Source organism: Modestobacter roseus (assembly GCF_007994135.1).
GTDB classification, from domain to species: Bacteria; Actinomycetota; Actinomycetes; order Mycobacteriales; family Geodermatophilaceae; genus Modestobacter; species Modestobacter roseus.
The window spans coordinates 1,532,594-1,558,064 of the sequence record NZ_VLKF01000001.1; the positions used below are offsets into that span (position 1 = coordinate 1,532,594).

The 25,471-nt window shown below is 75.5% G+C and carries 24 protein-coding genes; 17 read left to right on the forward strand and 7 right to left on the reverse strand.

Annotated elements, in window-relative coordinates:
• The first annotated feature begins 99 nt into the window (after window positions 1-99).
• The 11 genes from uraD to JD78_RS07370 all read left to right on the forward strand — a co-directional run bounded on the left by uraD (window position 100) and on the right by JD78_RS07370 (window position 12,467).
• Complete coding sequence (gene uraD, locus JD78_RS07320) at window positions 100-597, forward strand: 2-oxo-4-hydroxy-4-carboxy-5-ureidoimidazoline decarboxylase (RefSeq protein WP_153360868.1); 498 nt, start codon at window positions 100-102, stop codon at window positions 595-597.
• Complete coding sequence (gene uraH, locus JD78_RS07325; RefSeq protein ID WP_153360867.1) at window positions 594-908, forward strand: hydroxyisourate hydrolase; 315 nt, start codon at window positions 594-596, stop codon at window positions 906-908. The genes uraD and uraH overlap by 4 nt, the downstream gene beginning before the upstream one ends.
• Window positions 908-1,822: a factor-independent urate hydroxylase gene (gene pucL / locus JD78_RS07330; RefSeq protein WP_153360866.1), complete on the forward strand. Its 915-nt coding sequence runs from the start codon at window positions 908-910 to the stop codon at window positions 1,820-1,822. Before uraH ends, pucL begins: the two co-directional genes overlap by 1 nt.
• Window positions 1,819-3,156, forward strand: a complete 1,338-nt coding sequence (gene allB, locus JD78_RS07335; protein WP_153360865.1) for an allantoinase AllB — start codon at window positions 1,819-1,821, stop codon at window positions 3,154-3,156. The genes pucL and allB overlap by 4 nt, the downstream gene beginning before the upstream one ends.
• Window positions 3,156-4,376, forward strand: coding sequence for a pyridoxal-phosphate-dependent aminotransferase family protein (locus tag JD78_RS07340; RefSeq protein ID WP_166521053.1), 1,221 nt, complete (start codon window positions 3,156-3,158; stop codon window positions 4,374-4,376). Before allB ends, JD78_RS07340 begins: the two co-directional genes overlap by 1 nt.
• Window positions 4,373-5,623, forward strand: a complete 1,251-nt coding sequence (locus JD78_RS07345; protein ID WP_153360864.1) for an allantoate amidohydrolase — start codon at window positions 4,373-4,375, stop codon at window positions 5,621-5,623. The genes JD78_RS07340 and JD78_RS07345 overlap by 4 nt, the downstream gene beginning before the upstream one ends.
• Window positions 5,620-6,459 carry a MurR/RpiR family transcriptional regulator gene (locus JD78_RS07350; RefSeq protein ID WP_208104026.1) on the forward strand — a complete coding sequence of 280 codons (840 nt, stop codon included), beginning with the start codon at window positions 5,620-5,622 and terminating at the stop codon, window positions 6,457-6,459. The genes JD78_RS07345 and JD78_RS07350 overlap by 4 nt, the downstream gene beginning before the upstream one ends.
• Window positions 6,459-7,268 carry an FAD binding domain-containing protein gene (locus JD78_RS07355; RefSeq protein WP_153360863.1) on the forward strand — a complete coding sequence of 270 codons (810 nt, stop codon included), beginning with the start codon at window positions 6,459-6,461 and terminating at the stop codon, window positions 7,266-7,268. The genes JD78_RS07350 and JD78_RS07355 overlap by 1 nt, the downstream gene beginning before the upstream one ends.
• Window positions 7,265-9,913 carry a molybdopterin-dependent oxidoreductase gene (locus JD78_RS07360; RefSeq protein WP_153360862.1) on the forward strand — a complete coding sequence of 883 codons (2,649 nt, stop codon included), beginning with the start codon at window positions 7,265-7,267 and terminating at the stop codon, window positions 9,911-9,913. Before JD78_RS07355 ends, JD78_RS07360 begins: the two co-directional genes overlap by 4 nt.
• Window positions 9,910-10,959, forward strand: a complete 1,050-nt coding sequence (locus JD78_RS07365; protein WP_153360861.1) for an isopenicillin N synthase family dioxygenase — start codon at window positions 9,910-9,912, stop codon at window positions 10,957-10,959. Before JD78_RS07360 ends, JD78_RS07365 begins: the two co-directional genes overlap by 4 nt.
• 113 nt (window positions 10,960-11,072) lie before the next feature.
• Window positions 11,073-12,467, forward strand: a complete 1,395-nt coding sequence (locus tag JD78_RS07370; protein WP_166521054.1) for an FAD-binding oxidoreductase — start codon at window positions 11,073-11,075, stop codon at window positions 12,465-12,467.
• A gap of 96 nt (window positions 12,468-12,563) precedes the next feature.
• Here JD78_RS07370 and JD78_RS07375 read toward each other — a convergent pair whose 3' ends face one another.
• Window positions 12,564-13,346, reverse strand: coding sequence for a creatininase family protein (locus tag JD78_RS07375; protein WP_166521055.1), 783 nt, complete (start codon window positions 13,344-13,346; stop codon window positions 12,564-12,566).
• Window positions 13,347-13,437: 91 nt separating this feature from the next.
• On the opposite strand from JD78_RS07375, the gene JD78_RS07380 reads away from it, so the two are divergent.
• The 3 genes from JD78_RS07380 to JD78_RS07390 are packed head-to-tail and all read left to right on the forward strand — an operon-like array spanning window position 13,438 to window position 16,557.
• Window positions 13,438-14,745 carry an amidohydrolase family protein gene (locus JD78_RS07380; RefSeq protein WP_153360859.1) on the forward strand — a complete coding sequence of 436 codons (1,308 nt, stop codon included), beginning with the start codon at window positions 13,438-13,440 and terminating at the stop codon, window positions 14,743-14,745.
• Window positions 14,742-15,149: a VOC family protein gene (locus tag JD78_RS07385; RefSeq protein WP_153360858.1), complete on the forward strand. Its 408-nt coding sequence runs from the start codon at window positions 14,742-14,744 to the stop codon at window positions 15,147-15,149. The genes JD78_RS07380 and JD78_RS07385 overlap by 4 nt, the downstream gene beginning before the upstream one ends.
• Window positions 15,150-15,189: 40 nt before the next feature.
• The gene (locus JD78_RS07390) at window positions 15,190-16,557 is read left to right on the forward strand and encodes an amidohydrolase family protein (protein WP_153360857.1); all 1,368 of its coding nucleotides are present in this window, start codon (window positions 15,190-15,192) and stop codon (window positions 16,555-16,557) included.
• A 67-nt stretch (window positions 16,558-16,624) separates the two neighbouring features.
• Here the strand turns inward: JD78_RS07390 and JD78_RS07395 are convergent, their stop codons facing one another.
• The 5 genes from JD78_RS07395 to JD78_RS07415 all read right to left on the reverse strand — a co-directional run bounded on the left by JD78_RS07395 (window position 16,625) and on the right by JD78_RS07415 (window position 22,053).
• Window positions 16,625-17,794, reverse strand: coding sequence for an ABC transporter substrate-binding protein (locus tag JD78_RS07395; protein WP_153360856.1), 1,170 nt, complete (start codon window positions 17,792-17,794; stop codon window positions 16,625-16,627).
• 96 nt (window positions 17,795-17,890) lie between these two features.
• Window positions 17,891-18,784: an ABC transporter permease gene (locus JD78_RS07400; RefSeq protein WP_153361692.1), complete on the reverse strand. Its 894-nt coding sequence runs from the start codon at window positions 18,782-18,784 to the stop codon at window positions 17,891-17,893.
• The gene (locus JD78_RS07405; protein WP_153361691.1) at window positions 18,781-19,554 is read right to left on the reverse strand and encodes an ABC transporter ATP-binding protein; all 774 of its coding nucleotides are present in this window, start codon (window positions 19,552-19,554) and stop codon (window positions 18,781-18,783) included. Before JD78_RS07405 ends, JD78_RS07400 begins: the two co-directional genes overlap by 4 nt.
• Window positions 19,555-19,671: 117 nt before the next feature.
• A complete protein-coding gene (locus tag JD78_RS07410) occupies window positions 19,672-20,916 on the reverse strand; it encodes an amidohydrolase family protein (RefSeq protein WP_153361690.1) in 1,245 nt (414 codons plus the stop codon).
• A 171-nt stretch (window positions 20,917-21,087) separates the two neighbouring features.
• Window positions 21,088-22,053, reverse strand: coding sequence for a PDR/VanB family oxidoreductase (locus tag JD78_RS07415; RefSeq protein WP_153361689.1), 966 nt, complete (start codon window positions 22,051-22,053; stop codon window positions 21,088-21,090).
• Window positions 22,054-22,164: 111 nt separating this feature from the next.
• On the opposite strand from JD78_RS07415, the gene JD78_RS07420 reads away from it, so the two are divergent.
• Both JD78_RS07420 and JD78_RS07425 read left to right on the forward strand, forming a co-directional pair.
• Complete coding sequence (locus tag JD78_RS07420) at window positions 22,165-23,520, forward strand: FAD-binding oxidoreductase (RefSeq protein ID WP_153361688.1); 1,356 nt, start codon at window positions 22,165-22,167, stop codon at window positions 23,518-23,520.
• Window positions 23,517-24,131, forward strand: coding sequence for a pyridoxamine 5'-phosphate oxidase family protein (locus JD78_RS07425; RefSeq protein ID WP_153361687.1), 615 nt, complete (start codon window positions 23,517-23,519; stop codon window positions 24,129-24,131). Before JD78_RS07420 ends, JD78_RS07425 begins: the two co-directional genes overlap by 4 nt.
• A 5-nt stretch (window positions 24,132-24,136) precedes the next feature.
• Here the strand turns inward: JD78_RS07425 and JD78_RS07430 are convergent, their stop codons facing one another.
• Window positions 24,137-24,730, reverse strand: coding sequence for a helix-turn-helix domain-containing protein (locus tag JD78_RS07430; protein WP_153361686.1), 594 nt, complete (start codon window positions 24,728-24,730; stop codon window positions 24,137-24,139).
• Window positions 24,731-24,814: 84 nt separating this feature from the next.
• On the opposite strand from JD78_RS07430, the gene JD78_RS07435 reads away from it, so the two are divergent.
• Complete coding sequence (locus tag JD78_RS07435) at window positions 24,815-25,462, forward strand: class I SAM-dependent methyltransferase (RefSeq protein WP_153361685.1); 648 nt, start codon at window positions 24,815-24,817, stop codon at window positions 25,460-25,462.
• The last annotated feature ends 9 nt before the right edge of the window (window positions 25,463-25,471 follow it).

The following is a 25,471-nucleotide window of genomic DNA, read 5'->3' on the forward strand; positions in this document are numbered from 1 at the left end:
GGTCGAGCCGGACGAGGATGCAGGACAACGGGGCACCAGGACACACGACGCTGAAACGAACGCAACGCGGCTGAAACGCCGGTTTCCTACGGTCGTCCGGTGCGCATCGCCGAGTTCGACCAGCTGCCGGTCACCGAGGCCGGGGCGCTGGTCCGGCAGTGCGCCGCCGTGCCCTCCTTCGTGTCGGCGCTGGTCGACGGCCGGCCGCACGGCAGCGTCGAGGCGCTGCTGACCGCGGCGCGCGCGCAGGCGGCCGGCTGGACCGACGCCGAGGTGAGCACCGCCCTGGCCGACCACCCCCGCATCGGTGAGCGGGCGGCCGGTGGCGGCCCGGGCGCTGCGCTGTCCAGCCGCGAGCAGGCCGGGGTGGACCCCGCCGACGCCCACCTGCGGCACCGGCTGGCCGAGGGCAACCGGCGCTACGAGGAGCGCTTCGGCCGCATCTACCTGGTCCGCGCCGCCGGGCGCACCGGTCCCGAGCTGCTCGACCTCCTCGAGCAGCGGCTGACCAACGACCCCGCCACCGAGCTCGCGGTCACCCGCGGCCAGCTGACCGAGATCGCCCTGCTCCGACTGGAAGGCCTCCTCACCCCGTGAGCACGTTCAGCACCCACGTCCTGGACGCCGTCCTCGGCCGGCCCGCGGCCGGCGTCGACGTCGTCCTGACCGGCCCTGACGGCAGCACCACCACCGGCCGCACCGACGACGACGGGCGCTGGCGCCCCGACGGCGAGCTGCCGGCGGGCGACTCCACCCTCCGGTTCGCGACCGGCGCGTGGTTCGCCGCCCAGCAGCGCGAGACCTTCCACCCCGAGGTGACGGTGGCGTTCACCGCCACCCCCGGGGAGCACCACCACGTGGCCCTGCTGCTGAGCCCGTTCGCCTACACCACCTACCGGGGGTCCTGATGAGCAGCAACACCTCCCTGCCCGGCCCCTACGTGCTGGGCCCGAACCAGTACGGCAAGGCCGAGTGCCGGCTGGTCCGGATCGAGCGGGACACCCCGGTGCACGCGATCGCCGACCTGAACGTCAGCACCCAGCTGCGCGGGGACTTCGCCGCCGCCTACGCCGACGGCGACAACGGGCACGTGCACGCCACGGACACCCAGAAGAACACCGTCTACGCGCTCGCCCGGTCCCACGGCGTGGCCTCCCCCGAGGCATTCCTGCTGCTGCTGGCCGACCACTGGCGTGCTCAGCCCTGGGTGACGGGCACCCAGATGTCGGCGGAGCAGTACGCCTGGGAGCGCATCGGCGCCGGCACCGGCGGCGCCGGCCACTCCTTCGCCCGCACCGGCCGGGAGACCCGCACCGCGGTGGTGCAGACCGACGGCGCGGAGACCTTCGTGCTCGGCGGGCTCACCGGCCTGACCGTGCTCAAGAGCACCGGCAGCGAGTTCTCCGGGTTCCCGCGCGACCGGTTCACCACGCTGGCCGAGACCGACGACCGGATCCTGGCCACCAGCGTGACCGCCTGGTGGCGGTACTCCGGCACCGACGTCGACTGGGACGCCGCCCACACCGGCGTGCGGACCGCGCTGGTCGACGCCTTCGCCGGCACGCACAGCCTCGCGCTGCAGCAGACCATGCACGCCATGGGTGCGGCGGCGATGGACGCCGTCCCGGAGGTCGCCGAGGTGCGGATCAGCTGCCCGAACAAGCACCACTTCGAGGTCGACCTGAGCCCGTTCGAGCTGACCAACGGCGGCACGGTGTTCCTCGCCGCCGACCGGCCCTACGGGCTGATCCAGGCCACGTTGCAGCGCGCCGGCGTCCCCGCGGAGCCCCGCGCCTGGACCGCCGTCCCGGCGTTCGCGTGACGGCCAGCCCCACTGCCGTGCGCGCGCGGCGGGTGCTCGTCGGCGACGCGGTCCGCCCGGCCACGGTGCGCATCGCCGACGGCCGGATCAGCGCGATCGACCCCCACGACAGCCCCGCCGACGGCGCCCTGGAGGTGCCGGACACCGCCACCCTGCTGCCCGGCGTCGTCGACACCCACGTGCACGTCAACGAGCCGGGTCGCACGCACTGGGAGGGCTTCGCCACCGCCACCCGGGCCGCCGCGCTGGGCGGGGTCACCACCCTCGTGGACATGCCGCTGAACTCCCTGCCGCCGACCACCACCGTCGGGCACCTGCGCCGCAAGCAGGAGGCCGCCCGCGGCCAGCTCGCCGTCGACGTCGGCTTCTGGGGCGGCGCGGTGCCGGGCAACGCCGGCGAGCTCGAGCCGCTGTGGGACGCCGGGGTCTTCGGCTTCAAGTGCTTCCTCTCCCCCAGCGGCGTCGACGAGTTCCCGCCGCTGGACGGGGCCGGCTTCACGCGCGCGCTGCGCACCGTCGCCGGCTTCGGCGGCCTGGTGATCGTGCACGCCGAGGACGCCGCCGTCCTGGCCTCCGCCCCGGCGCGGCCCAGCCGCGCCTACGCCGACTTCCTGCTCAGCCGCCCCGACGACGCCGAGACCGCCGCCATCCAGCAGGTGGTCGACGGCGCCCGGGAGACCGGCGCCCGGGTGCACGTGCTGCACCTGTCCAGCGCCCGGGCGCTACCGCTGCTGCAGGCCGCCCGCGACGAGGGGCTGCCGGTCACCGTGGAGACCTGCCACCACTACCTGACCTTCACCGCGGAGCAGATCCCCGACGCCGCCCCGCAGTTCAAGTGCTGCCCGCCGATCCGGGACGCCGGCAACCGCGACGAGCTGTGGTCGGCGCTGCGCGCGGGCGTCGTCGACTGCGTGGTGAGCGACCACTCCCCCGCCACGGCCGAGGAGAAGAACCGCGGCGACGGCGACCTGCAGCAGGCCTGGGGCGGGGTCTCCGGCCTCCAGGTCGGGTTCACCGCCCTGGCCGCCGAGGCCGCCCGCCGCGGCATCGACGTCGCCGACGTCAGCCGGTGGACCTCGCAGAACACCGCCGACCTGGTCGGGCTGAGCCGCAAGGGCCGGATCGCGGTCGGGGCCGACGCCGACCTGGTCGTGCACGACACCGCCGCCGCCACCGTCGTCGACGCCGCACGGCTGGCGCACCGCAACCCGGTCTCGGCCTACGACGGGCTGACCCTCCCCGGCCGCGTCACGCACACCCTGGTGCGCGGCCGCCTCGTCGACCCCGATCTGCCCGACCCCGGCTGGGGCACCCAGCTGGAGAGGAGCGCCTGATGGTCCCGCCCGGCGAGCTGAGCGTGCCGCCCCGGCTGCTGATGGGCCCCGGCCCGATCACCGTCGACCCCCGCGTGCTGCGGGCGATGTCGGCCCAGCTGGTCGGCCAGTTCGACCCGTTCATGACCGCGACCATGAACGAGACGATGGCGCTCTACCGGGAGGTGTTCCGCACCGCCAACGAGCAGACCTTCCTGGTCGACGGCACCTCCCGCGCCGGTATCGAGGCGGCGCTGGTCTCGCTGCTGGAGCCGGGTGACCGGGTGCTGGTGCCGGTGTTCGGCCGGTTCGGCGCGCTGCTCACCGAGATCGCCGCCCGCTGCGGCGCCGAGGTGCACACCGTCGAGGTGCCCTGGGGCGAGGTGGTGCGCGCGGAGGCGGTCGAGGAGGCCGTCGTCCGCGTGCGGCCGAAGCTGGTCGCCGTCGTCCAGGGCGACACCTCCACCACCATGTGCCAGCCGCTCGCGGAGCTCGGGGAGATCTGCCGCCGGCACGACGTGCTGCTCTACTGCGACGCCACCGCCTCCCTCGGCGGCAACCCGTTCGAGACCGACGCCTGGGGCATCGACGTCGTCACCGCCGGCCTGCAGAAGTGCCTGGGTGGCCCGTCGGGCAGCGCGCCGATCACCCTGTCGCCGCGCGCGGCCGCGCTGATCGAGGGCCGCACGCACGTCGAGGCCGGCATCCGGGCCGACGACGACGCCGACCGCGGCACCCGGATCGCCTCGAACTACCTCGACCTCGCGCAGATCATGGAGTACTGGGGCCCGCGGCGGCTCAACCACCACACCGAGGCCGCCACCATGCTCTACGCGGCGCGGGAGTGCGCCCGGTTGCTGGTCGAGGAGGGCCTGGACGCCGCCGTCGCCCGGCACGACCTGCACGGGCGGGCGATGCTCGCCGGCGTCGGCGGCCTGGGGCTGCAGGTCTTCGGCGACGTCGCGCACAAGATGACCAACGTCGTCGCGGTGCACATCCCCGACGGGGTGCCCGGCGAGGGGGTCCGCGAGGCGCTGCTGACCGACTTCGGCATCGAGATCGGCACCTCCTTCGGCCCGCTGCACGGGCGGGTGTGGCGGATCGGCACGATGGGCTTCAACGCCCGGCGGGACGCGGTGCTCACCACGCTGGCCGCCCTCGAGCAGGTGCTGCGCAGCTACGGCGTCCGGGTGACCGGCGGCGGCGGCGTCGGCGCCGCGCGCGAGGTCTACGCATCATGACCACACCCCTGACCACGACCGCCGCCGAGGTGCTGGCCCGCTGCGCCGAGCTGGACCGGCTCTCCGCCGACCCGCACCACCTGGCGCGCCTGCACCTCACCCCGGAGCACGCCGCAGCCAACCGGCTCGCCGCCGGCTGGATGCAGCAGGCCGGGCTGCGCACCTGGACCGACGCCGCCGGCAACCAGTGGGGCCGCCGGGAGGGCACCACGCCCGGTCAGCCGGCGCTGGTGCTCGGCTCGCACCTGGACACCGTGCCCGACGCCGGCAGCTTCGACGGGATGCTCGGGGTGGTCATGGCCGTCGCGGTCGCCGAGCGGCTGCGCGGTACCGAGCTGCCCTTCGCGCTGGAGGTGGTCGGGTTCGGCGACGAGGAGGGCGCCCGGTTCGGCAAGGCGCTGCTGGGCAGCCAGGCGGTCGCCGGCACCTGGGACACCTCGTGGGAGGACCTGCGCGACGCGGACGGCGTGACCCTGCGCCAGGCGTTCGCCGACTTCGGGCTGGACCCGGCCCGCGTCGGCGACGCCGCCCGCCGGCCCGACGAGCTGGTCGGCTACCTGGAGGCGCACATCGAGCAGGGGCCGCTGCTGGAGGCCGCCGACCGGTCGCTGGGCTACGTCACCGCCATCGCCGGGGCCCGGCGCTTCCGGCTCACGGTGACCGGCGAGGCCCGGCACGCCGGCGGCACCCCCTGGGAGCGCCGCCGCGACGCGCTGGTCGGGGCGAGCGAGGCGGTGGTCGCGATCGAGCGGCTGGCCCGGGCCAGCGACACCATCGCCACCGTCGGCCGGCTCGAGGTCCGGCCCGGCGCGGTCAACGTCATCCCCGGCCGGGCCGACCTCACCCTCGACCTGCGCGCCGCGACCGACGAGGCGCGCGACGGCATGTGGGCCGCGATGCACGCCGAGATCACCGCGATCTGCGACCGGCGCGGCCTCGGCCTGGAGGTGGTGGAGAACCACCGCGCGCCCGCCGCCGCGTGCGCCGGTTGGCTGCAGCAGGCCGTCGTCGACGGCATCCGCGCCACCGACGACCTCGGCGCCGCCGAGCCGATGGGGCTGTGGAGCCGCGCCGGCCACGACGCCATGGCGCTGGCCGCGGTCACCGACGTCGGCATGCTGTTCCTGCGCTGCGCCGACGGCATCAGCCACTCCCCCGACGAGGACGTCCGCGAGGTCGACGTCGCCCGCGGCCTGGACGCCTTCGAGGCCGCCGTGCGCGCCGTCGCGGCGAGGTGGCAGCCGTGAGCGGACCGAGCACCGGGCTGCGGACCGACGAGCGGATCGACGCGCGGATCGCCCGCCGCCGCCCGGAGCTCACCGCCCAGGAGCGGCGCGCGGCCGAGACGCTGCTGGCCCACCTGGACGACCTGGCCATCTACCGGGCGGCCGAGCTGGCGGCGCTGGCCGGGGTGTCGAAGGCGACGATGAGCCGGTTGTTCCGCTCGCTGGGCTTCACCGGCTTCGACGAGGTCCGAGAGCACCTGCGCGCGCTGCGCAGCGCCGGCGAGCCGGGGCGGGTGCCCGGCCCACCGGACCTCGCCGCGCACGCCGAGGCGGAGGGGGCGGCGGTCGCGGCCGCGATCGGCCCGCCGGCGGTGGCCGACGCCGTCGCGGTGCTCGCCGGGGCGCGGTCGGTGCTCGTCGCCGGCTGGCGCAACAGCCACCCGGTGGCGCTGCACCTGCGCGAGCAGCTGGTCCAGGCCCGCCCCCGGGTCGCGCTCGCGCCACTGCCCGGGCAGGTGGTCGGTGAGGAGCTGGCCGACCTCGGCCCCGGCGACGCGGTGGTCGCCGTCGGCTTCCGCCGCCGGCCGGCCGGTTTCGCCGGGTTCCTGACCGCGGCCGCGGCGACCGGCGCCGACGTGGTGCTGCTCGGTGACCCGACCGCCGCCGGGCACGCGGGTGCCGCCCGGGTCTGGCTGCCCTGCCCCGTCCAGGGCGCGCTGGCCTACGACTCCTACGCCGCCGCCATGAGCCTGGTGGCGGTGCTCGCCGACGGCGTGCTCACCCGCGTGGGCCGCGCCGGGCGCGACCGCATCGCCGCGATCAGCGCCACCTACGACCAGCTCGCGGAGGTGGAGTGATGGACCTCGCCTGGGTGGAGAGCCACCGCAACGCCACCGACCGGGGCAGCCTCGCGCTGGCGCCCGGTGAGCACCTGCTGGCCGGTGGCACCTGGCTGTTCTCGGTGTCCACGCCGGAGGTCACCGGGCTGGTCGACCTCACCACCGCCGGCTGGCCGCCGTGGGAGCCGCTGCCGGACGGCGGGCTGCGGCTGGCCGCCACCTGCACCGTCGCGCAGGCCCGCCAGGCGCCCTGGCCCGACCCGGTGCTGGCCGGGCAGTGCGCCGACGCGCTGCTCATGTCCTCGAAGGTGGCCGCGGCCGCGACGGTGGGCGGGAACATCTGCCTCGGGCTGCCGGCCGGTGCGATGACCGCCCTGACCGCCGCCCTGGACGGCGAGGCCGTGCTCTGGACCCCCGACGGCGGGGAGCGGCGCACGCCGGTCGCCGCGTTCGTGACCGGTGCGCAGACCGTGGACCTGCGACCCGGCGAGGTGCTGCGGGCGGTCGACCTGCCCGGCGCCGCGCTGCGGGCACCGACCGCGTTCGGCCGCGCCTCGCTGACCAGCCACGGCCGCAGCGCCGCCCTGGTGATCGGCCGCCGCGACCCGGACGCCGTGGTGCTCACCCTGACCGCCGCGGTCCCCCGGCCGGTCGTCCTCACCCTGCCGCCGGAGCCCGACGAGCGGGCGGTGCGCGACGCGGTGGCCGACGCCGGCGCCGCGGTCGGCTGGTACGCCGACGTGCACGGCGCCCCCGACTGGCGGGCCGCGCAGACCGCCCGGCTCGCCGTCGAGGTCTGCGCCGAGCTCGCGGGGGTGGCGGCGTGAACCTCGACGGGGCCGACGTCGCCGGCGCGCCCGCGCCCGGTCAGTGCCTGCGCACCTGGATCCGCCAGTGCGGGGGCACCGCGGTGAAGAAGGGGTGCGACACCGGCGACTGCGGCGCGTGCACGGTGCTGCTGGACGGGTCGCCGGTGCACTCCTGCGTCACCCCCGCCGTCCGCGCGTCCGGCCGGTCGGTGACCACCGCCGCCGGGCTGGGCACCCCGGAGCAGCCGTCGCCGGTGCAGCGCCGGTTCGCCGAGGCGGCCGGCTTCCAGTGCGGCTTCTGCACCCCGGGGTGGGTGGTGACCGCGACGGCGCTGGCCGGGCCGGACGGCACCGTCGAGGTCGCCGAGCCGGAGCGGGCCTTCAAGGGCAACCTGTGCCGCTGCACCGGCTACCGGTCCATCCGCGACGCGCTCGCCGGCCGGTGCAACGTGACCACCACGGGCTGCGGCGCGGTCGGCTCGTCGCTCGCCGCCCCCGCCGGACGGCGGGTGGTCACCGGCCGCGAGCCGTACACCCTCGACCTGCCCGACGCCGGGGTGCTGCACGTGCGGCTGGTGCGCGCCGACCAGGCGCACGCCCGCGTCGTCGCCGTCGACACCTCGCGCGCGGCCGCGCTGCCCGGCGTCGAGCTGGTGCTCACCGCCGCCGACGCCCCCGACGTGCTCTACTCCACCGGGCGGCACGAGAACCGGCTCGACGACCCCGACGACACCCGGCTGTTCGACGACGTGGTGCGGTTCCGCGGGCAGCGGGTGGCCGCGGTGGTGGCGGTCTCCGCCGCCCTCGCCGAGCGGGCGGCCACGCTGGTCGCGGTCGAGTACGCGCCGCTGCCGGCGGTGTTCGACCCGGAGGCGGCCCGGGCACCGGGCGCACCGCTGCTGCACGGGGACAAGGACGCCGTCGCCTCCCGGATCGCCGAGCCCGGGCGCAACGTCGTCGCCGCCTCCCACGGCGAGGTCGGCGACGTGCCGGCGGCGCTCGCGTCGGCGGCGCACACCGTCCGGGGCACCTGGACCAGCGCGCGGGTCACCCACGCCGCGCTGGAGACCCACGGCGCCCGGGCCTGGGTCGACGACGACGGCACCCTGGTGGTGCGCACCAGCACGCAGGTGCCCTTCCTCGTCCGCGACGAGCTGGCCCGGGTGCTCGGCCGCGACCCGGGCGGCGTCCGGGTGGTCGCGGCGCGGGTCGGCGGCGGGTTCGGCGGCAAGCAGGAGCTGCTGGTCGAGGACGTGGTCGCGCTGGCGGCGCTGCGGCTGGCCGAGCGCGGCGACCGGCGGCCGGTGCAGCTGGAGCTGACCCGGGAGGAGCAGTTCACCGCCGTGCCGATGCGCCACCCCATGCGGGTCACCGTGGCCGCCGGCGCCGATGCCGACGGCCGGCTCACCGCGCTGCACGTCGACGTGCTCAGCGACACCGGCGCCTACGGCAACCACGGCCCCGGCGTCATGTACCACGGCGTGCACGAGTCGGTGGCGGTCTACCGGTGCCCGAACAAGCGGGTGGACGCCGAGGCCGTCTACACCAACAACCCGCCCAGCGGCGCGTTCCGCGGCTACGGCCTGGGCCAGGTGGTGTTCGCCATCGAGTCCGCGCTGGACGAGCTGGCCCGCGAGGTGGGCATCTCCCCCTTCGACCTGCGCCGGCGCAACGTCGTCGTCCCCGGCGACCCGTTCGTGGTCGACGGCTACCCGAACACCGACCTGGCCTTCGGCAGCTACGGGCTGGACCAGTGCCTGGACCTGGCCGAGCGGGCGCTCGCCGAACGGGCGACCCCGGCGCCGAACGGTGCGGGCTGGGCGGTCGGCGCGGGGATGGCGCTGGCGATGATCGCCACCATCCCGCCGCGCGGGCACCACTCGCACGCCCGGGTCGTGCTCGACCCGGGCGGCACCGCCACCGTCGAGGTGGGGACGGCGGAGTTCGGCAACGGCACGGCGACGGTGCACACCCAGCTGGTCGCCGACGTCCTCGGCGTCTCCCCCGACCGGGTCCGGCTGGTCACCTCCGACACGGCGACCTCCGGCTACGACTCCGGCGCCTTCGGGTCGACCGGGTCGGTGGTCGCCGGCCAGGCGGTGCAGCACGCCGCGGAGGAGGTGCGCCGGCAGCTGGACGCCCTCGGCGGGCCGGCCGCGCTCACCCGGCTGGACGACCCGTTGATCGGCACCGGCCAGAACACCGGCACCGGCCGGTCGGTGGCGTTCAACGTGCACGCCGTCCGGGTCGCGGTGCACCCCGCCAGCGGCGAGGTGCGGCTGCTCGACTCCGTGCAGGCCGTGGACGCCGGGGTGGTGCTCAACCCCGAGCAGCTGCGCGGGCAGGTCGAGGGCGGGGTCGCCCAGGCGATCGGCTCGGCGCTGCAGGAGGAGCTGGTGATCACCGACGGTGAGGTGCTCACCCGCGGCTTCCGCGACTACCGCACCCCGCAGCTGGGCGACGTGCCGCCCACCCGGGTGCTGTTCGCCGACACGTACGACGCGCTGGGCCCGCGCGGCGCCAAGTCGATGAGCGAGGCCCCCTACAACCCGGTGGCCCCGGCCATCGCCAATGCCGTCCGGGACGCCCTCGGCGTCCGGCCGCACGACCTGCCGATGAGCCGCGACCGGGTGTGGCGGCTGACCTCAGGAGGACACCGATGACCGCCTTGACCGTGCCCACCGTCGACATCTCCGCCTACGTCGACCCCGGTGGCTCGGCCGCCCAGCGGCAGGCCGCGGCCCGGGCCTTCGACGAGGCGGCCCGCACCGTCGGCTTCGTCCAGGTCGTCGGCCACGGCGTCGATGCCGACGTCACCGACGCCTTCGCCGCCGCGCTCGACGAGTTCTTCGCCCTGCCGGCCGAGGTGAAGGGCGGCTACCGGACGCCGCCGGAGGTCAACCGCGGCTACACCGCCCCGAAGACCGAGTCGCTGAGCCTGAGCCTCGGGCTCGCGCCGGCCAACCGGATGCACGACTTCTTCGAGGCGTTCAACGTCGGCGCCGCCGTCTCCGACCACCCCGGGCTCGACCTGCCCGTGGCCGACTACCCGGAGAACGTGTGGCCGGCCGAGGCCCCCGGCTTCCGGCCGGCCGTGTCCGCCTGGTTCGCCGAGGCCGGCCGGGTGGCGCGCACGCTCACCACGCTGTTCGCCGACGCCCTCGACCTGCCGCCCGGCTTCTTCGACCGGTACACCGGCCACAGCCTGGACGTGCTGCGGATGAACAACTACGCGCTGCCGCCCGGTGAGGTCACCCTCGACGGCGACCTCACCGGCATGGGCGAGCACACCGACTACGGCATCGTCACCGTGCTCTGGGCCGATCAGGTGCGCGGCCTGCAGGTGCTCGGCCGCGACGGGCACTGGCACGACGTCTCCCCCGCCGACGGCGCGCTGCTGGTCAACCTCGGCGACCTGATGGCCCGCTGGACCAACGAGCGCTGGCTGTCCACGCTGCACCGGGTCAAGCCGCCCGTCGTCGACGGCCGGATCGAGCGCCGCCGCTCGGCGGCGTACTTCCACGACGGCGACGTCGACGCGGTCATCGAGACGCTGCCGACCTGCCGGGACGCCGACGGCGGCACGCCCTTCCCGCCGATCACCGTCGGCGAGCACATCCGGGCCAAGCTGGCCGGCTCCCGCGCGGGCGTGGCCAACCCCGGCGCGGCGCGCGAGGCCGGCCGGGTGCTCGCCGCCCGGCAGCCCTGACCCGGCCCCTGACCCGGCCCCTGACCCCCAGCCGTAACGCGGGCGTCCCCGCAGCGAGACGACCCGCGACCAGGCTGGGTACGACCCACCGCAGCGTCCCGAGGAGCCCCACCGTGACCGTCACCGACCTGACCCCGGACACGCCCGCCGCGGTGTTCGCCGGCCTGCTGGGCGCCGACCGGGTCGTGCCCGGCGGCGCCGAGGCCAGCGCCTACCTGCGGGACTTCTCCTGGTACTCCCCCGTGCTGGAGAACGCGCTGGCCGACACCACCGTCGACGCGGTGCTGCGGCCGGCCACCGTCGAGGAGCTGCGCGCCTGCGTGGCCACCGCCGCCCGGCTGGGCGTGCCGGTCACCCTGCGCGGCGCGGGCACCGGCAACTACGGGCAGTCGCTGCCGCTGCAGAGCGGTGTGGTCATCGACGTCCGCGGCATCGCCGGGGTGCTGGACGTCCAGCCCGGCCGGATCTCGGTGCTGCCCGGCACCGTGGTGAAGGACGCCGAGGACGCCGCGCTGGCCGGTGGCCAGGAGCTCGCCGTCATGCCCAGCACCTACCGGATCTCCACCGCGTCGGGCTTCATCTCCGGCGGGTCGGGCGGTATCGGAGCGGCGGCGAACGGCGACCTGTGGGACGACAACATCCTGGCCGTCGAGCTGCTCACCGTGGAGGAGGAGCCGCGGACCGTACGGCTGGAGGGCGACAACGTGCGCCCGGTGCTGCACACCTACGGCACCATCGGCGTGCTCACCCGGATCGAGATGCGGCTGGTGCCGGCGCACGAGTACACGCCGCTGATCGTCGCCTTCCGCGACTTCCCGGCCCTCACCGCCTTCGCCTTCGACCTGGTCGCCGGGGACCTGCACGTCCGGCTCTGCTCGGTGCACGAGGCCACCGGCGCGGCCATGCTCACCCCGATCGCCGGCCTGTACTCACCGGGTGAGGACGTCGCGCTGCTCTGGGTGGACAGCGGGGACGTCGCGGCGCTGCGGGAACGCGTCACCGCGGCCGGCGGGCGCACGATCGACTGGTCGGCGAAGCCGCACATCAGCCAGTTCCCGTTCAGCCACACCATCCTGTGGGCCCGCAAGGCCGAGCCGACGTCGTCCTGGCTGCAGTGCGAGTACGCCAGCGACCGCGGCGAGTTCCTGGCCCAGGTCGCCGCGCTGCGAGACCGCTACCCCGGGGTGTTCCTGCAGCACGTGGAGTTCGCGACGTCGGCGGGCCGGACCCGGCCGCTGGGCATCACCCCGCTGGTCGGGCTGCCCGACCACGAGGAGTCCCTGGAGGAGCTGATCGCGTTCTGCCGGGAGCTGGGGCTGATCGTGATGAACCCGCACAGCTACGTGGTCGAGGAGGGCGGGTTCGTCGGGGACACCGCCCAGGTGGTCGAGCTGAAGACCACCTGCGACCCGCACGGGCTGCTCAACCCCGGCAAGCTCGGCGACAGCTTCTTCACCGCCCGCGGGCTCACCCCGCCCAGCGCCCGGGCCGCCACCGCCCGCCGCTGACGCACGCTGCTGGCCCGGGTCAACCCGGGCCGGGGAGGGTTGAGCCGCGTGCGCCCGCGGCTCAACCTTCCCGCATGCGGGTCAACCCGCCTCCGGTCAGCCCCGGGGCAGCGCCGGGTCGAAGCGGGCCACCTCGGCCAGCGCCTCCCCCAGGTAGGCCACCATGCCGGCGACCCGCTGCTCGCCGGCCTCGGCGGTCGCGGTGCTGGCGTCACCGATCACCCCGGCCGGCCCGAACTCGTCCGACGTCCAGCCGAAGGAGACCGAGCCGCCGAACCGCACGTGCCGGTACTCCGCCAGGTGCTCGGGCACCCATCGCCGGGCCTGGGACATGTCGACCAGGTCCGGGCGCAGGTGCAGCATCACCGAGGTCTCGTCGTGCCCGCCGTGCACGCCCATCCCGAGCTCCCCGGCCGGGCTCTGCCCGCCCTGGTCGGCCGGCAGCCGCGGGTGCAGCGTGAAGGTGCGCAGCCCGGTCTCCAGCCGGACGTCGCGCGCCACCACCTGCAGCAGCGCCGAGTTGCCGCCGTGCCCGTTGAGGAACGCGAGCCGCCGGGCCGGCGTGCGGGCCAAGCTGCGCCCCAGGTCGTGCAGCACCGCGGTCAGGGTGGCCGCCGACAGCCAGAAGGTGCCGGCCGACCAGGCGTGCTCGTTGGACTTGGTGTAGGCCAGCGGCGGGAGCAGCCACAGGTCCAGCGCGTCGCCGAACTCCGCGACGGCCCGCTCGGCCAGCGCCTGGGCGGTGATCAGGTCGGTGGCCACGGGCAGGTGCGGGCCGTGCTGCTCGATCGCGCCGACGGGCAGCACCAGCACGCTGTCCGGGCCGAGGCGGTCGTGCAGGGCGGGGGCGGAGAGCTCGGTGAGCAGTCGGACGGTCACGGCCGCACGGTAGGCAGGCCGCGTTGCACCGGTGTGTCGGCGCGGCGACAGCTGGAACCTGTTCGGAACACCGGCCTGCCAGGGTCTGCCCGTGCTGAACGTGACTGGTGCGCAGACCGTCTGGACCGGCACCGGCGAGGAGCTCGCCGGAGCGGACGTGCAGTGCGGGGACGACGGGCGCATCCGTTCGTTCGACCGGACCGAGGGGGTCGAGACCCTCGACGCCGCGGGCTGCGTGGTCACCCCCGGGCTGGTGAACGCCCACCACCACCTGCTGCAGACCGCCTTCCGCACCCTGCCCGGCACCCGCGGCGTCCCGATGGCGCAGTGGCTGCCGACCATGGCCGCCGCCTACACCGCGGTCGGCGTCGACGACGAACTCGCGCACGCAGCGGCGTCGGCCGGGCTGGCCGAGGCGCTGCTGTGCGGGGTCACCACGGTCGCCGACCACCACCTCACCTGGCCTCCGCTGACGGACGGGGGCGTGGCGATCGCGTCCGCCACCGCCACCGCCGCCCGCGAGCTGGGCGCCCGGCTGGTGTTCGTCCGCGGCAGTGCCCGGGACGACGCGGAGACCGCCGCCGCCTCCGCCGCGGCCATCGCCGCGGCGCTGGTGCCGCACGGCGGGGTCACCGACGACGGGGTGGTGCAGGTCGCCGTCGGCCCGGCCGGGGTGCACAGCGACTCACCCGACACGTTCCGGCTGATGGCCGAGGTGGCCGCCGCGCACGGGTTGCGCCGCCGCACCCAGGCCAACGAGCAGGTCGACGTGGTCATCGCGGCCGAGCGCCACGGCCGCCGCCCGCTGCAGCTGCTGGCGGAGTGGGGCTGGCTCGCCCCCGACGTCACCCTCGCCCACCTCTGCGACCTCACGCCCGCCGACCTGGCGCTGGTGGTCGAGTCGGGGGTCACCGCGACGCACGCACCGGGCTGCGACCTGCCGATGGGCTGGGGCGTGGCGCCGATGGCGGCGCTGGCCGACGCCGGGGTGACCGTCGGGCTGGGCACCAGTGGCGGCGGCTCCAACGACGCCGGGCACCTGCTCGCCGACGCCCGCCTCGCGCTGCAGGTCGCGCCGCTGGCCGGCCGCCCGGTCAGCGCCCGGGAGGTGCTCGGCTGGGCCACCCGCGGCTCGGCCGACGGGCTGGGCCGGTTCGACCTGGGCCGGCTCGCCGTCGGCGCCCGGGCCGACCTGGTCTGCTGGGACGTCACCGGGGTCGCCGACGCCGGGGTGGCCGACCCGGTGGCCGGGCTGCTGTGGGCCTCCCCCGGCCGGCGACCACGCCACGTCGTCGTCGGTGGCCGGGTGGTGGTCCGCGACGGGGTGCTGCAGACCCGTCCGGAGGCCGACGTCGTCGGCCGGCTGCAGGCGCTGCTCGCCGCCCGGGGCACCCGGTGACCGGCCCGCTGGCCGGCGCGGTGCTGGACCACGTGGGCACCGAGGAGACCGACATCGACGGCCGGGTGGGCTTCCTCGTCGAGGTGCTGGGCTTCCGGGTGCTGCGCTGGGGCACGCACGTGGTCACCGGGATGCGCATCGCGATGCTGGCCGACCCGGCCGGCACGAAGCTGGAGCTGATGGAGGTGGCCGAGCGGACCGGCGAGCTGGAGCACGTGGCCTACCGGGTCGCCGACGTCGACGCCGCGCACGCCCTGCTGCTGGCCGCCGGGTGCACCGAGGAGCGGGCGCCGTTCGACATCCCGCCCGCCGCGGCCCGCTCGTCGCTGGTGCGCGAGGCCGCCGGGCACCGCCTGCAGCTCATCGCCTACCGGCCCGGCTCACCGGACCTGGTGGTGACCTGACCGCAACGGCCCGGCAACACGCGCCGGGGATCGTCCCGGCGTGACCCGTCTCCTCGTGCACAACGCCGTCCTGCTGACCCTGGACCCCCTCCGGCCCGACCCCTTCCGCGGCTGGTTCGCCGTCGGCGACGACGGCCGGCTGACCGATGTCGAGGCGGGTGACCCGCCGGACGGGACGACCGCCGACCAGGTGCTCGACGTCGGCGGCGCGCTGGTCGGGCCGGGCTTCGTGTCCGCGCACAGCCACCTGTTCACCTCCGGCTCCCGCGGGCTGGGCATGGACCAGTCGCTGTACGGCTGGATCGAGGCGATGACCCGGTACACCGAGGTGGCCGACGCCGAGGACATCTACTGGACGACCCGGCACGGCGCGCAGGACTTCCTGCGCAACGGGATCACCACCGCCTACGACTTCACCGACGCCGGGCTGGTGTTCGAGGCCGAGTCCGACGGCGTCGCGCGCTACACCGCGACCGTGCCCGACCCGGAGTACCAGCACGCGCAGGCCCGGGCGAAGGTCGACGCCGGGCTGCGTTCGGTGCACAGCGTGATGCTCGGCCAGGGTCCGGTCGAGACCGGCCCGGCGCTGGCGCACCTGGACGAGGTGGTGCGGCTGGCCGGCACGCTGGACCCGGACCTGCTGCTGCGGGTGGCGATCAGCGGCACCGTGCAGTGGGCGGAGTCGCCGGACGCCGCCGCGCTGGAGGTGACCGCGATGCGCCGCCACGGCCTGCTCAACCAGCCGCACTTCCTGGAGACCCCGCACGAGGTGGCTCTGCAGCAGTCGAAGTTCGGCTGGTACCGCGACGCCGGCGCACTCGGCCCGGACCTGGTGTTCGGCCACTTCATCCAGACCAGCGACGAGATCATCGCCGAGGCCGCGGCCGCCGGCTGCGGGATGAGCTGGCAGCCGATGAGCAACGGCCGGCTCGCCTCCGGGGTGGCGCGGATCCCGGAGATGCGGGCCGCGGGCATGCGGGTGGGCATGGGGCTGGACGACCAGTCGTGCACCGACGTCAGCGACCCGTTCGCGAACATGCGCACCGGGCTGTCGCTGGTCCGTGCCACCCACCACGACCCGGCCGCGCTGCCGGTGCGGGACGTGCTGGCGCTGCACACCCGCGGCTCGGCGGAGGTGCTGGGCATCGACGACCACGTCGGCACCCTGCGGGTGGGCCGGTTCGCCGACTTCTGCGTCGTCGACCCGCGCCGTCCCGACACCGGGCCCGTGTGGGACGCCCACGGCACCTACGTGCTGGCCTGCTCGCTGCGCAACCTGCGCCAGGTGTGGTCCGGTGGCCGGCTGGTCGCCGAGGGCGAGGAGCTGTGCGATCCGCAGGCCGACGAGGTGGAGTCCCAGGTGCACGAGCGGATGGCCCGGCTGCGCGCCCAGGTCGACGGCGCCTGACACCGGCGCCTGACACGCCACGGCGCCGGTGACCGCGAGGTCACCGGCGCCGCCCTGCGGGGGTGTGTCAGCCGACGCTGATGGAGTCGTCGATGAACTCGTTGGTGGCGATGTCCTCCGGGGCGAGCCCGTCGGCCGGCGGGCTGCCCTGCTCGGTGAAGATCGGCGTGGTCTGCTCGATCAGGGTCTGCAGCCGGTCGGTGTCGAAGGTGCCGTGCACCCCGTCGGTGCCGTTGCCGGTCAGCTCCAGCTCCTCCATCGTCTGCGCGGCGTAGTCGGCAACCTCGAGGGAGTACTGCCAACCGGTGTCGTACTCCTCGACCAGCTCGACGATCAGGTCGTTGGCCCCGGACGGGTCGGCGATGTAGTCGACGTCGGCCTGCTGCATCACCGGGATGAGCTCGGACATGCAGCCGGAGAGGTCCTCCAGCTGGTCGGCCCGCACCGACAGCGACGAGGCGTAGACCTCGAAGCCGGCGTCGTGGATCAGCTGGTACTCCACCGGCTTGCCCCAGGCGTCGACCTCGTTCTCGTAGATGAACGGCTCGGCGCTGGCGTAGCCCTGCTGGGCGTCCTGCCCGCCCGCGGCGACGAAGGCTGCCGGCGTGCCGTCGTAGCTGCCGTCGAGCTGGGCCTCGTCGAGGATGCCCGCGCCGGTCAGGTAGTCCATGTAGGCCGAGCCCTCGAAGTAGCGCACGGTCGCGCCTGCCTCACCGAGGTCGGCGATGGTCTCCACGTCCGGGTAGGTCTCCGGGTCCCACATGATCATCTGCGGGGAGATGTCCAGCTGGGCCAGCACGCCGACCGTCGGCTGGCTGTCCGAGAGCTGGATCGCCTCGTCGGTGTCCACGTAGCCGAGGGTGATGTCCGGGTCGGTGTACATCTGAGCGCTGACCGCCTGGAAGCCGATCGCCGGCCCACCGGCCCGGATCTCCACCATCACGCCGGTGCTGTCGCCGTTGCTGTCGACCAGCGTGCCGCGGACGGACTTGGCGCCGGCGTCGATCTCGGCGTCGTCACCGACCAGCTGGTAGATGCCGCCGTGCTCGGCCTCGGGGTTCCAGTCGGTCTGGATGACGACGGTCTCCGGGCACCCGGCTGCAGCCAGGTCCACGCTGCCGACCTCGCCGGTCGGTGCGGCGGCGGCGCTGCCGCCGTCGTCGCTGCCGCAGGCGGTCAGGCCCAGCGCGGTCATGCTGAGGGCGGCGAGCCCGATCGTGGTGCGGATGCTGCGCAATCGATCTCCTCGGGGACGGCGGTGACCCCGTGCGGGGTCGCCGCGGGCCGGCGCCGCGGGGTGCGGCGCCGGGACGACGGGGTGGGCGGGTGGGGTCTAGGCGTCGCGGGTCTGGTCGTACCAGCGGCCGACGGCGAGCTTCCCGAGCCAGCCGAACAGCAGGAAGACCGCGATGCCCAGCGCGGCGGCGGTGAAGATGGCGGCGAACAGCTCCGGGCCCTGCAGCCGGGAGCGGAAGTTGTCCAGCGCGATGCCCAGGCCCGGGGTGCCCTGCTTGAAGAAGATGTCGCCGACGATGGCGCCGACCACCGACAGCCCGGCGGAGATCCGGAACCCGGCGAACACCGCCGGTAGCGCCGCGGGGAACTGCAGCTTCCGCAGCCGGGTGAGCCGGCTCGCGCCGTGCAGGTCGAACAGCTCGTGCATGCCCCGGTCGACCGACTGCAGCCCGAACAGCGTGTTGGAGACGATCGGGAACAGCGCGATCAGCACGCAGACGATGACCCGGGACAGGAACCCGAAGCCGAACCAGAAGCCGATCAGCGGGACCAGGGCGAGGATCGGGATGCACTGCAGCGCGACGGCGTAGGGGAACAGCGAGCGTTCCGCGGCCTTCGCCTGGCTCATCAGCACCGCCCAGGTCATGCCGATCACGATCGCGATCGCCAGCCCGGTGAAGGAGACCACCACGGTCTGCCACAGCGCGGTGCCGATCCGCTCCATCGCCGGCCCGTCGAGGAACGCCTCGGTGACCACGTCCTGCGGCGGCGGCATCAGGAACCGGCGTTCGGGGTCGAGCACCAGGTAGGTGATCGCGTACCAGATGCCCAGCAGCGCGGCGAGCACCGCGAGCGGCAGCAGCGCGTTGCCCACCGTCTTCCGCCGGCGGCGCACCACCGGTGCCGCTCCCCCGCCGCCCGCCGGCGGAACTGTCGACTCCGGTGCCGCGGTCTCGGTCGTGCCGGTCGGCCGGTGCTCCACGGCGGTCACGAGTGACCCGCCCGCAGCGCGTGCGAGACCTGCCCGGAGAGCGCGGCGAACTCCGGGGTGAACCGCAGTTCGGGCGTGCGGTCGGGGCCGAAGGGGACGTCGAAGGAGTCGACGATGCGACCCGGTCGGCCGCTCATCACCAGCACGCGGGTGGAGAGGTACACCGCCTCGCTGACCGAGTGGGTGATGAACAGCGCCCCGAAGCCCTTGCTGGTGAACAGCCGGATCAGCTCGTCGTTCAGCCGCTCCCGGGTGATCTCGTCCAGCGCCCCGAACGGCTCGTCGAAGAGGAACAGGTCGGGGTCGAGGGTGAGCGAGCGGGCCAGCGAGGCGCGCATCTTCATCCCGCCGGACAGCGCCCGGGGCAGCTTCTTCTCGTGCCCCTTGAGGCCGACCAGCTCGAGGGCGTCCCGGGAGGCCTGGTTGGTCGCGGTCGTGCTCATCCCGTGCAGCTCGGCGAGCAGCTGCACGTTCTTCAGCACCGTGCGCCAGGGCAGCAGGGTGGCGTCCTGGAAGACGTAGCCGATCCGCTCGGCGTCCATCTGCACGGTGCCCGAGGTCGCCGGGGAGAGCCCCGAGGCGATCCGCAGCAGGGTGCTCTTGCCGCAGCCCGAGGGGCCGACGACGGTGACGAACTCACCGCGGCGGACGTCGAGGTCGACGCCCTCGAGCGCGACCGTGCCGTCGGGGAAGGCCTTCGCGACGTCGCGGAAGTGCAGCACGCGGGACGCCGTGCGGGCGGCGGGGCGGGTGGTCGCTGGGGCACTCACGGGGGCGGCTCCAGGAGGCGTCGGGACCGGGCGGTGGTCGACGGGCGGGTCGCTGTCACCTTCCGTGCCGTGTGTTTCGGGCGCGTGTGCCGGTCGTGAACGGCGCGCGCCGTCACATCACGAATGGGCCACACCGGCTCCCACCGGTCCCGACACCTGCCGCAGCAGCTGCGCACGGGCGAGCACCCGCTCCCCCGAGAGCACCACCCGGGCGGTCCCGGCGCCCGCCACCGCGGCGTCCAGGCTCTCCGCGGCGACGGCGAGGAACTCCGCGGCCGCGCCCGGCGCCACCGCGGGCACCGGCAGGCCCAGGCAGGACCGCGCGCCGGCGCTCACCGCGTGCCACGCCTCCCGGGTGGACAGGTGCCCCGCGGTCACCAGCAGCGACGCCGCCTCGCACGCGTCGGCCCGGCCCATCGGGTTGAACGGGTCACGCAGGTTGTCCCCGCCCGCGCCGACGGTCGCCCCGGCGGCCAGCAGCGTGCGCACGGCGGTGAGCCCGCGCGGGGGCGCGCTGAGCACGTCGCGGCCCTGCAGGTAGAGGTTGGTCTGCGGCAGGGTGACCACGCCGACGCCGGCCCGGGCCACCGTCTCCGCGGTCTCCCGGGCGACCTCGGGCGGGTGGATGCCCAGGCTCACGCAGTGGCTCGCGGTCGCGCCCCGGTCGAAGCCGGTGGCCAGCACCCGGTCGGCCAGCCGGCGCAGCCCGTCGGCGGTGGGGTCCAGCGTCTCGTCGGTGTGCAGGTCCAGCGGGAGCCCGGCGCGCGCCGCGGCGTCGAAGGAGAGCGCCAGGCCGGCGTCCCGGTCGGCCCACAGGTGCGGCACCCCGCCGACCACGTCCGCGCCGAGGTCGATCGCCTCGGCGAGCAGCCGCGGGGTGGCGGCCGCCTCCGCCGCCGTCCAGGGCGCGGACAGCAGCGCGACCACCTGCACGTCGACCAGCCCGGCCAGGGCATCGCGGACCTGGAGCAGCGCGCGCAGGTGCCGGGTGCCGGCGTGCACCCCGACGTCGGCGTGGGTGCGGATCGCCGTCGTCCCGTTGGCCAGGTACTCCAGCGCGGCCCGGGTGGCCCGCTCGACCAGGTCCTCGTGGGTGAAGCCGGCGGCGATCTGCCGGATGGCGGTGATGGCGCCGGCCAGGTCGCCGGTCGGGTTGGGCACCCGGTGGCTGGTGAGTGCCTTGTCCAGGTGCGCGTGCGGCTCCGCGGGCGCGGGCAGCAGCAGGTGGCCGGCCAGGTCGAGCACGTCGTCACCGGCGAGCGGCGGCAGCGACGGGGCGACGGCGGCGACGGTGCGGCCGTCGATCCGGACGTCGACCCGCCGTCCGTCCGGGTCGGTCACCGACTGCAGCAGGAGCGTCATGCCCGCAGCCTCGCCCGCCCGTGTTGACGCGTCGTTTCGCCGGCGTGACGCGGCCCCACCCCGACCAGGTTTCGGCGCCGAAACCCGGCCAGGTTTCGGCGCCGAAACCCGGCCGGGTTTCGGCGCCGAAACCCGGAGGAGGTGGGGGTGGGGTGGGCGGCGAGCGTGGTGTCAGAGGTCGAGGACGATGCGCGGCCCGGCGGCGCGGGAGACGCAGACCATCATCACCGTGTCCTCGCACCTCTCGGCCGGGGTGAGCACGGAGTCGCGGTGCTCGACCGGCCCCTCGAGCACCGGGGTCTCGCAGGTGCCGCAGGTGCCCACCCGGCAGGAGGAGAGCACCACCGCGCCGGCCTGCGTCACCGCGTCGAGCACCGACTGCCCGGGCTCCACGGTCACCGTCTCGCCGGTGAGCGCGAGCTCGACCTCGAACGGGCCGGGCCACACCGGCTCACCGAACTCCTTGGCCTCGAACCGCTCGACGTGCAGCGCCGACGGCGGCCAGCCGGCCAGCAGCTCCTCGACCGCGTCGACCAGCCCGGCCGGTCCGCAGGCGTAGACCGCGGTGTCCTCCTGCGGCTCGCCGAGCAGCGCGGCCAGGTCGAGCCGGGTGCCCTCGTCGGCGGCGTGCACCCGCACCCGGTCGGGGTGCGCGGCGGCCAGCTCCTCGGCGAACGCCATGGTCGCCCGGGAGCGGCCGGCGTGGTCCAGCGTCCAGTCGGCGCCGGCCTCCTCGGCGGCGGCGACCATCGCCCGCAGCGGGGTGATGCCGATCCCGCCGGCGACGAACCGGTACCGGGTGCCCGGGGTGACGGTGAACTCGAAGTGGTTGCGCGGGCCGCGCACCCGCAGCCGCTGCCCGACCGCCACCTCCTCGTGCAGCGCCGCGGACCCGCCGCGCCCGGCCGGCTCGCGCAGCACGGCCACCCGCCAGCGGGAGCGATCGGCCACGTCGCCGCACAGCGAGTACTGCCGTTCCAGCCCGGGGCGCAGCACCACGTCGACGTGCGATCCCGGGGTCCAGGCGGGCAGGTCGCGGCCGTTGTGCGCCACCAGGTCCAGGGCCACGACGCCGTCGGCCAGCTCGGTGCGGGCGGCGACGACCAGGTCCCGTTCGACGTCGGAGAAGAAGCTCACCGGCCGGATGATGCCCTGCCCGGACGGCCCCGCCGAGCCCGGCCCCGCCAGGTCACACGCCCGTAACCGCAGGTCACACGGACGGAACGAGCAGCAGCTACCAAGGAGGTCGTGACCGCCTCGCTCTCCCCGTCGCCCGCTGCCCCGGCCCCCGAGGCCCTCGCCGCCCTGGAGGCCGAGCTCGTCGAGCTGCTCGGCGCCCGCAACGTCAGCAGCGAGCTGCGCACCCGGGAACGGGCTTCGGTCGACGGCGCCCGGATGAGCCCGATCATCAGCGAGCTGCTGCCGCTGGGGCTGGCCGACCTGGTGGCCCTGCCGACCACCGCCGAGCAGATCGGCCTGGCCGTCGCCGCCGCCGTCCGCCACGGGGTGCCGGTCACCCCGCGCGGCAAGGGCACCGGCAACTACGGCCAGGGCATCCCGATGGCCGGCGGCCTGGTGCTGGACACCTCCCGGGCCCGCGCCGTGGTCGAGGTCGGCGAGGGCTGGGTCACCGCCGAGGCCGGCACCCCGATGGTCACCATCGAGCGCGCCGCCGCCGCCACCGGCCAGCAGCTGTGGATGTACCCCTCGACCGCGCAGTCCTCGCTCGGCGGGTTCCTCGCCGGCGGCTCGGGCGGCACCGGGACGATCGCGCACGGCAGCAACGACATGGGCTTCGTCCTCGCCCTGGACGTCGTGCACGCCACCGGCTCCGCGGAGCTGGTGCACCTGGAGGGCGAGCAGGCGCAGCCGTTCGTGCACAACTACGGCACCGCGGGCGTCATCGCCCGGGCGACCGTGCGGCTGGAGCCGCTGCAGGAGTGGCGCGGCGTCTTCGCCAGCTTCCCGGACTTCCGCGGGGCGCTGTCGGTGCTGCGCGAGCTGGGCCGGCTGGACCCGCTGCCGCGCCTGGTCTCCGCGGACACCCCCGAGGTGACCGCCACCCTGCCCGCCGACCCGGCGTTCCCCGCCGGCCGGGCCAGCCTGCGGATGATCGCCGACGAGCGCACCGTCGCCGCGGCCACGGGCCTGATCGAGGGCGCCGGCGGCCGGGTCGAGGACGTGCGCGAGGGCCCGCAGGTCGTGCTGGGTCTGAGCATGCTCAGCTACAACCACCCCATCGAGTGGCTGCAGAAGAGCGAGCCCGGCGTGTACTTCCACGTCGAGGTGTCCGGCGACGCGCTGGTCGAGCGGATCGACGAGGTGCACGCGGTCTACGAGGGCGGGCAGCTGCACATCGAGGCCGGGCACACCGTGCCGATCGGGATGCTCGCCGGGGTGTACCGGAGCCCCGAGCAGGTGCGCGAGGGCATCGCGGCGCTGAACGCCCTCGGCGTCGGGGTGCACGACCCGCACCAGTGGAACGTCGACTTCGAGCTGCACCGCACCGTCGAGACCGCGCGGACCACCGACCCGAACGGGCTGCTCAACCCCGGCAAGCTGAACCCGGACTACGCCGGCCCCACCAAGGGCGCCATCCGGTGAGCGCGGGGGTGCGCCCGGCCACGGACCTGTTCGACCTGCACGCCGACGGCGAGCCCCCCGCCGACCCGTTCGTCCTCGCCCGGCAGTGGCTGCCCGGCGACGAGGAGCCGGACCGGCCGCGGGTGACCCTGTCGACCATCGGCGAGGACGGGTACCCGGACGCCCGCACCGTGCTGCTCTCGGCCTTCGACGAGACCGGGTTCGCGTTCCACACCGCGGCCGCCAGCCGCAAGGTCGCCGAGCTGGCCGCCGTCCCCCGCGCCGCGCTCACCGTCCTGTGGCCGGACCACCAGCGGCAGCTGCTCGTGCGCGGCGACGTCGTCCCCGACGACGACGCGCGGGCGGCCACGGCGTGGACGGCCCGGACGGCCTACCTGCGGCAGCTGGCCTGGCTGAACACCGATGAGCTCGCCGCGCTGTCCCTGGGGCAGCGCCGGGCCCGGTGGGCCGGCCACCGGCCCGGGCAGCCGGGACCGGCGCCGTCCTGGGTGGGTTTCCGGCTGCGCCCGCGCGAGCTCACCTTCTGGGCCGCGCACCCGGAGACCGCCAGCCGGCGGCTGCAGTACGTGCGCACCGACGACGACTGGCGCTGGGCCCACCGCGCCGGCTGAGGCCCCTAGGGCTCGAGGGCCCCTCCGGTGGCGCGGACGTGCGCGCGCTCCCCCTGCCGGCCGATGAGGCTGAGGAACTCGACGGGGCCGGCGCTGGTGGCGCCGAACCAGTGCGGGGTGCGCGTGTCGAACTCCACGGCCTCCCCGGGCCGGAGCAGCAGGTCGTGCTCGCCGAGCACCAGCCGCAGGGTGCCGTTGAGCACGTAGGCCCAGTCGTGGCCCTCGTGCGTGCGCAGCTCCGGCCGGGCGGCGTCGTCCCCGGCGGGCAGCACGAACTTGTAGGCCTGGATGCCGCCGGGACGGCGGGTCAGGGGCAGCACCACCGCGCCGTTGCCGGCGGCGACGGGCCGCAGGTTGATCCGCGGGTCACCGGTCGGTGGCGCGTCGACGAGCTCGTCGAGGGTGACCCCGTGCGCGCGGGCGAGCGGGAGCAGCTGCTCCAGCGAAGGGCGCCGCAACCCGGCCTCCAGCCGGGACAGGGTGCTGACCGAGATGCCGGTCTCCGCCGCCAGGTCGGTCAGGGTGACCTCGCGGCGCTGGCGGAGCTGCCGGAGCCTCGGCCCGACCGCGTCCAGGGTGCGCTCCCACACGTCGTCCATGCGGCCACTTTTCCATTCGGCAAAGAGCTTTGCCAATCCCCGGTCGGGGCGGCATGGTCCGGGCACCACGACGAGGAGGCCGACATGACCGAGCAGCACGCACACGCCTTCGACCGGGCGTACTGGGAGGAGCACTGGCACCAGCGCGCCGCCGGCGAGGGCTCGACGGGCCCCGCCGCCAGCCCGCACCTCGCTCCCAGCCCCCACCTGGCCCGCGAGCTCGGGGACCTGCCGCCGGGGACGGCGCTCGACGCCGGCTGCGGCGAGGGCGCCGAGGCGCGCTGGCTCGCCGAGCGCGGCTGGCAGGTCACCGCGGTCGACATCTCCGCCACGGCGCTGGAGCGAGCCGCGGCGCGGGCCGGCGGCGAGCGTGTGCAGTGGGTCGAGGCCGACCTCGCGGACTGGGCGCCGGACGGGCAGTTCGACCTGGTCACCACCCACTACGCCCACCCCGCCGGTCCGCAGCTGGACTTCTACGCGCGCATCGCCGAATGGGTGGCCCCCGGCGGGACCCTGCTGATCGTCGGGCACCTGCACGGCCACACCGCGCACGTCGACGGCGAGCACCCGCCCGCCGAGGCGTCGGTCACCGCAGCCGCCGTCACCGCCCGCCTGGACCGCGCCGCGTGGGTGGTCGTCACCGCCACGGAGGGTCCGCGCACCCTCACCGCTCCCAGCGGCCGTGCCGTGACCCTGCACGACGTCGTCGTGCGCGCCACCCGCCGCGGCTGACCGCTCTCC

Bases quoted from the DNA above. Each gene is read 5' to 3' on its own strand.
- JD78_RS07410 (WP_153361690.1), bottom strand. From the start codon at position 20,916: ATGACGCTCCTGCTGCAGTCGGTGACCGACCCGGACGGACGGCGGGTC.
- JD78_RS07340 (WP_166521053.1), top strand. From the start codon at position 3,156: ATGGTCCCGCCCGGCGAGCTGAGCGTGCCGCCCCGGCTGCTGATGGGC.
- JD78_RS07435 (WP_153361685.1), top strand. From the start codon at position 24,815: ATGACCGAGCAGCACGCACACGCCTTCGACCGGGCGTACTGGGAGGAG.
- JD78_RS07345 (WP_153360864.1), top strand. From the start codon at position 4,373: ATGACCACACCCCTGACCACGACCGCCGCCGAGGTGCTGGCCCGCTGC.
- JD78_RS07355 (WP_153360863.1), top strand. From the start codon at position 6,459: ATGGACCTCGCCTGGGTGGAGAGCCACCGCAACGCCACCGACCGGGGC.
- JD78_RS07365 (WP_153360861.1), top strand. From the start codon at position 9,910: ATGACCGCCTTGACCGTGCCCACCGTCGACATCTCCGCCTACGTCGAC.
- pucL (WP_153360866.1), top strand. From the start codon at position 908: ATGAGCAGCAACACCTCCCTGCCCGGCCCCTACGTGCTGGGCCCGAAC.
- JD78_RS07430 (WP_153361686.1), bottom strand. From the start codon at position 24,730: ATGGACGACGTGTGGGAGCGCACCCTGGACGCGGTCGGGCCGAGGCTC.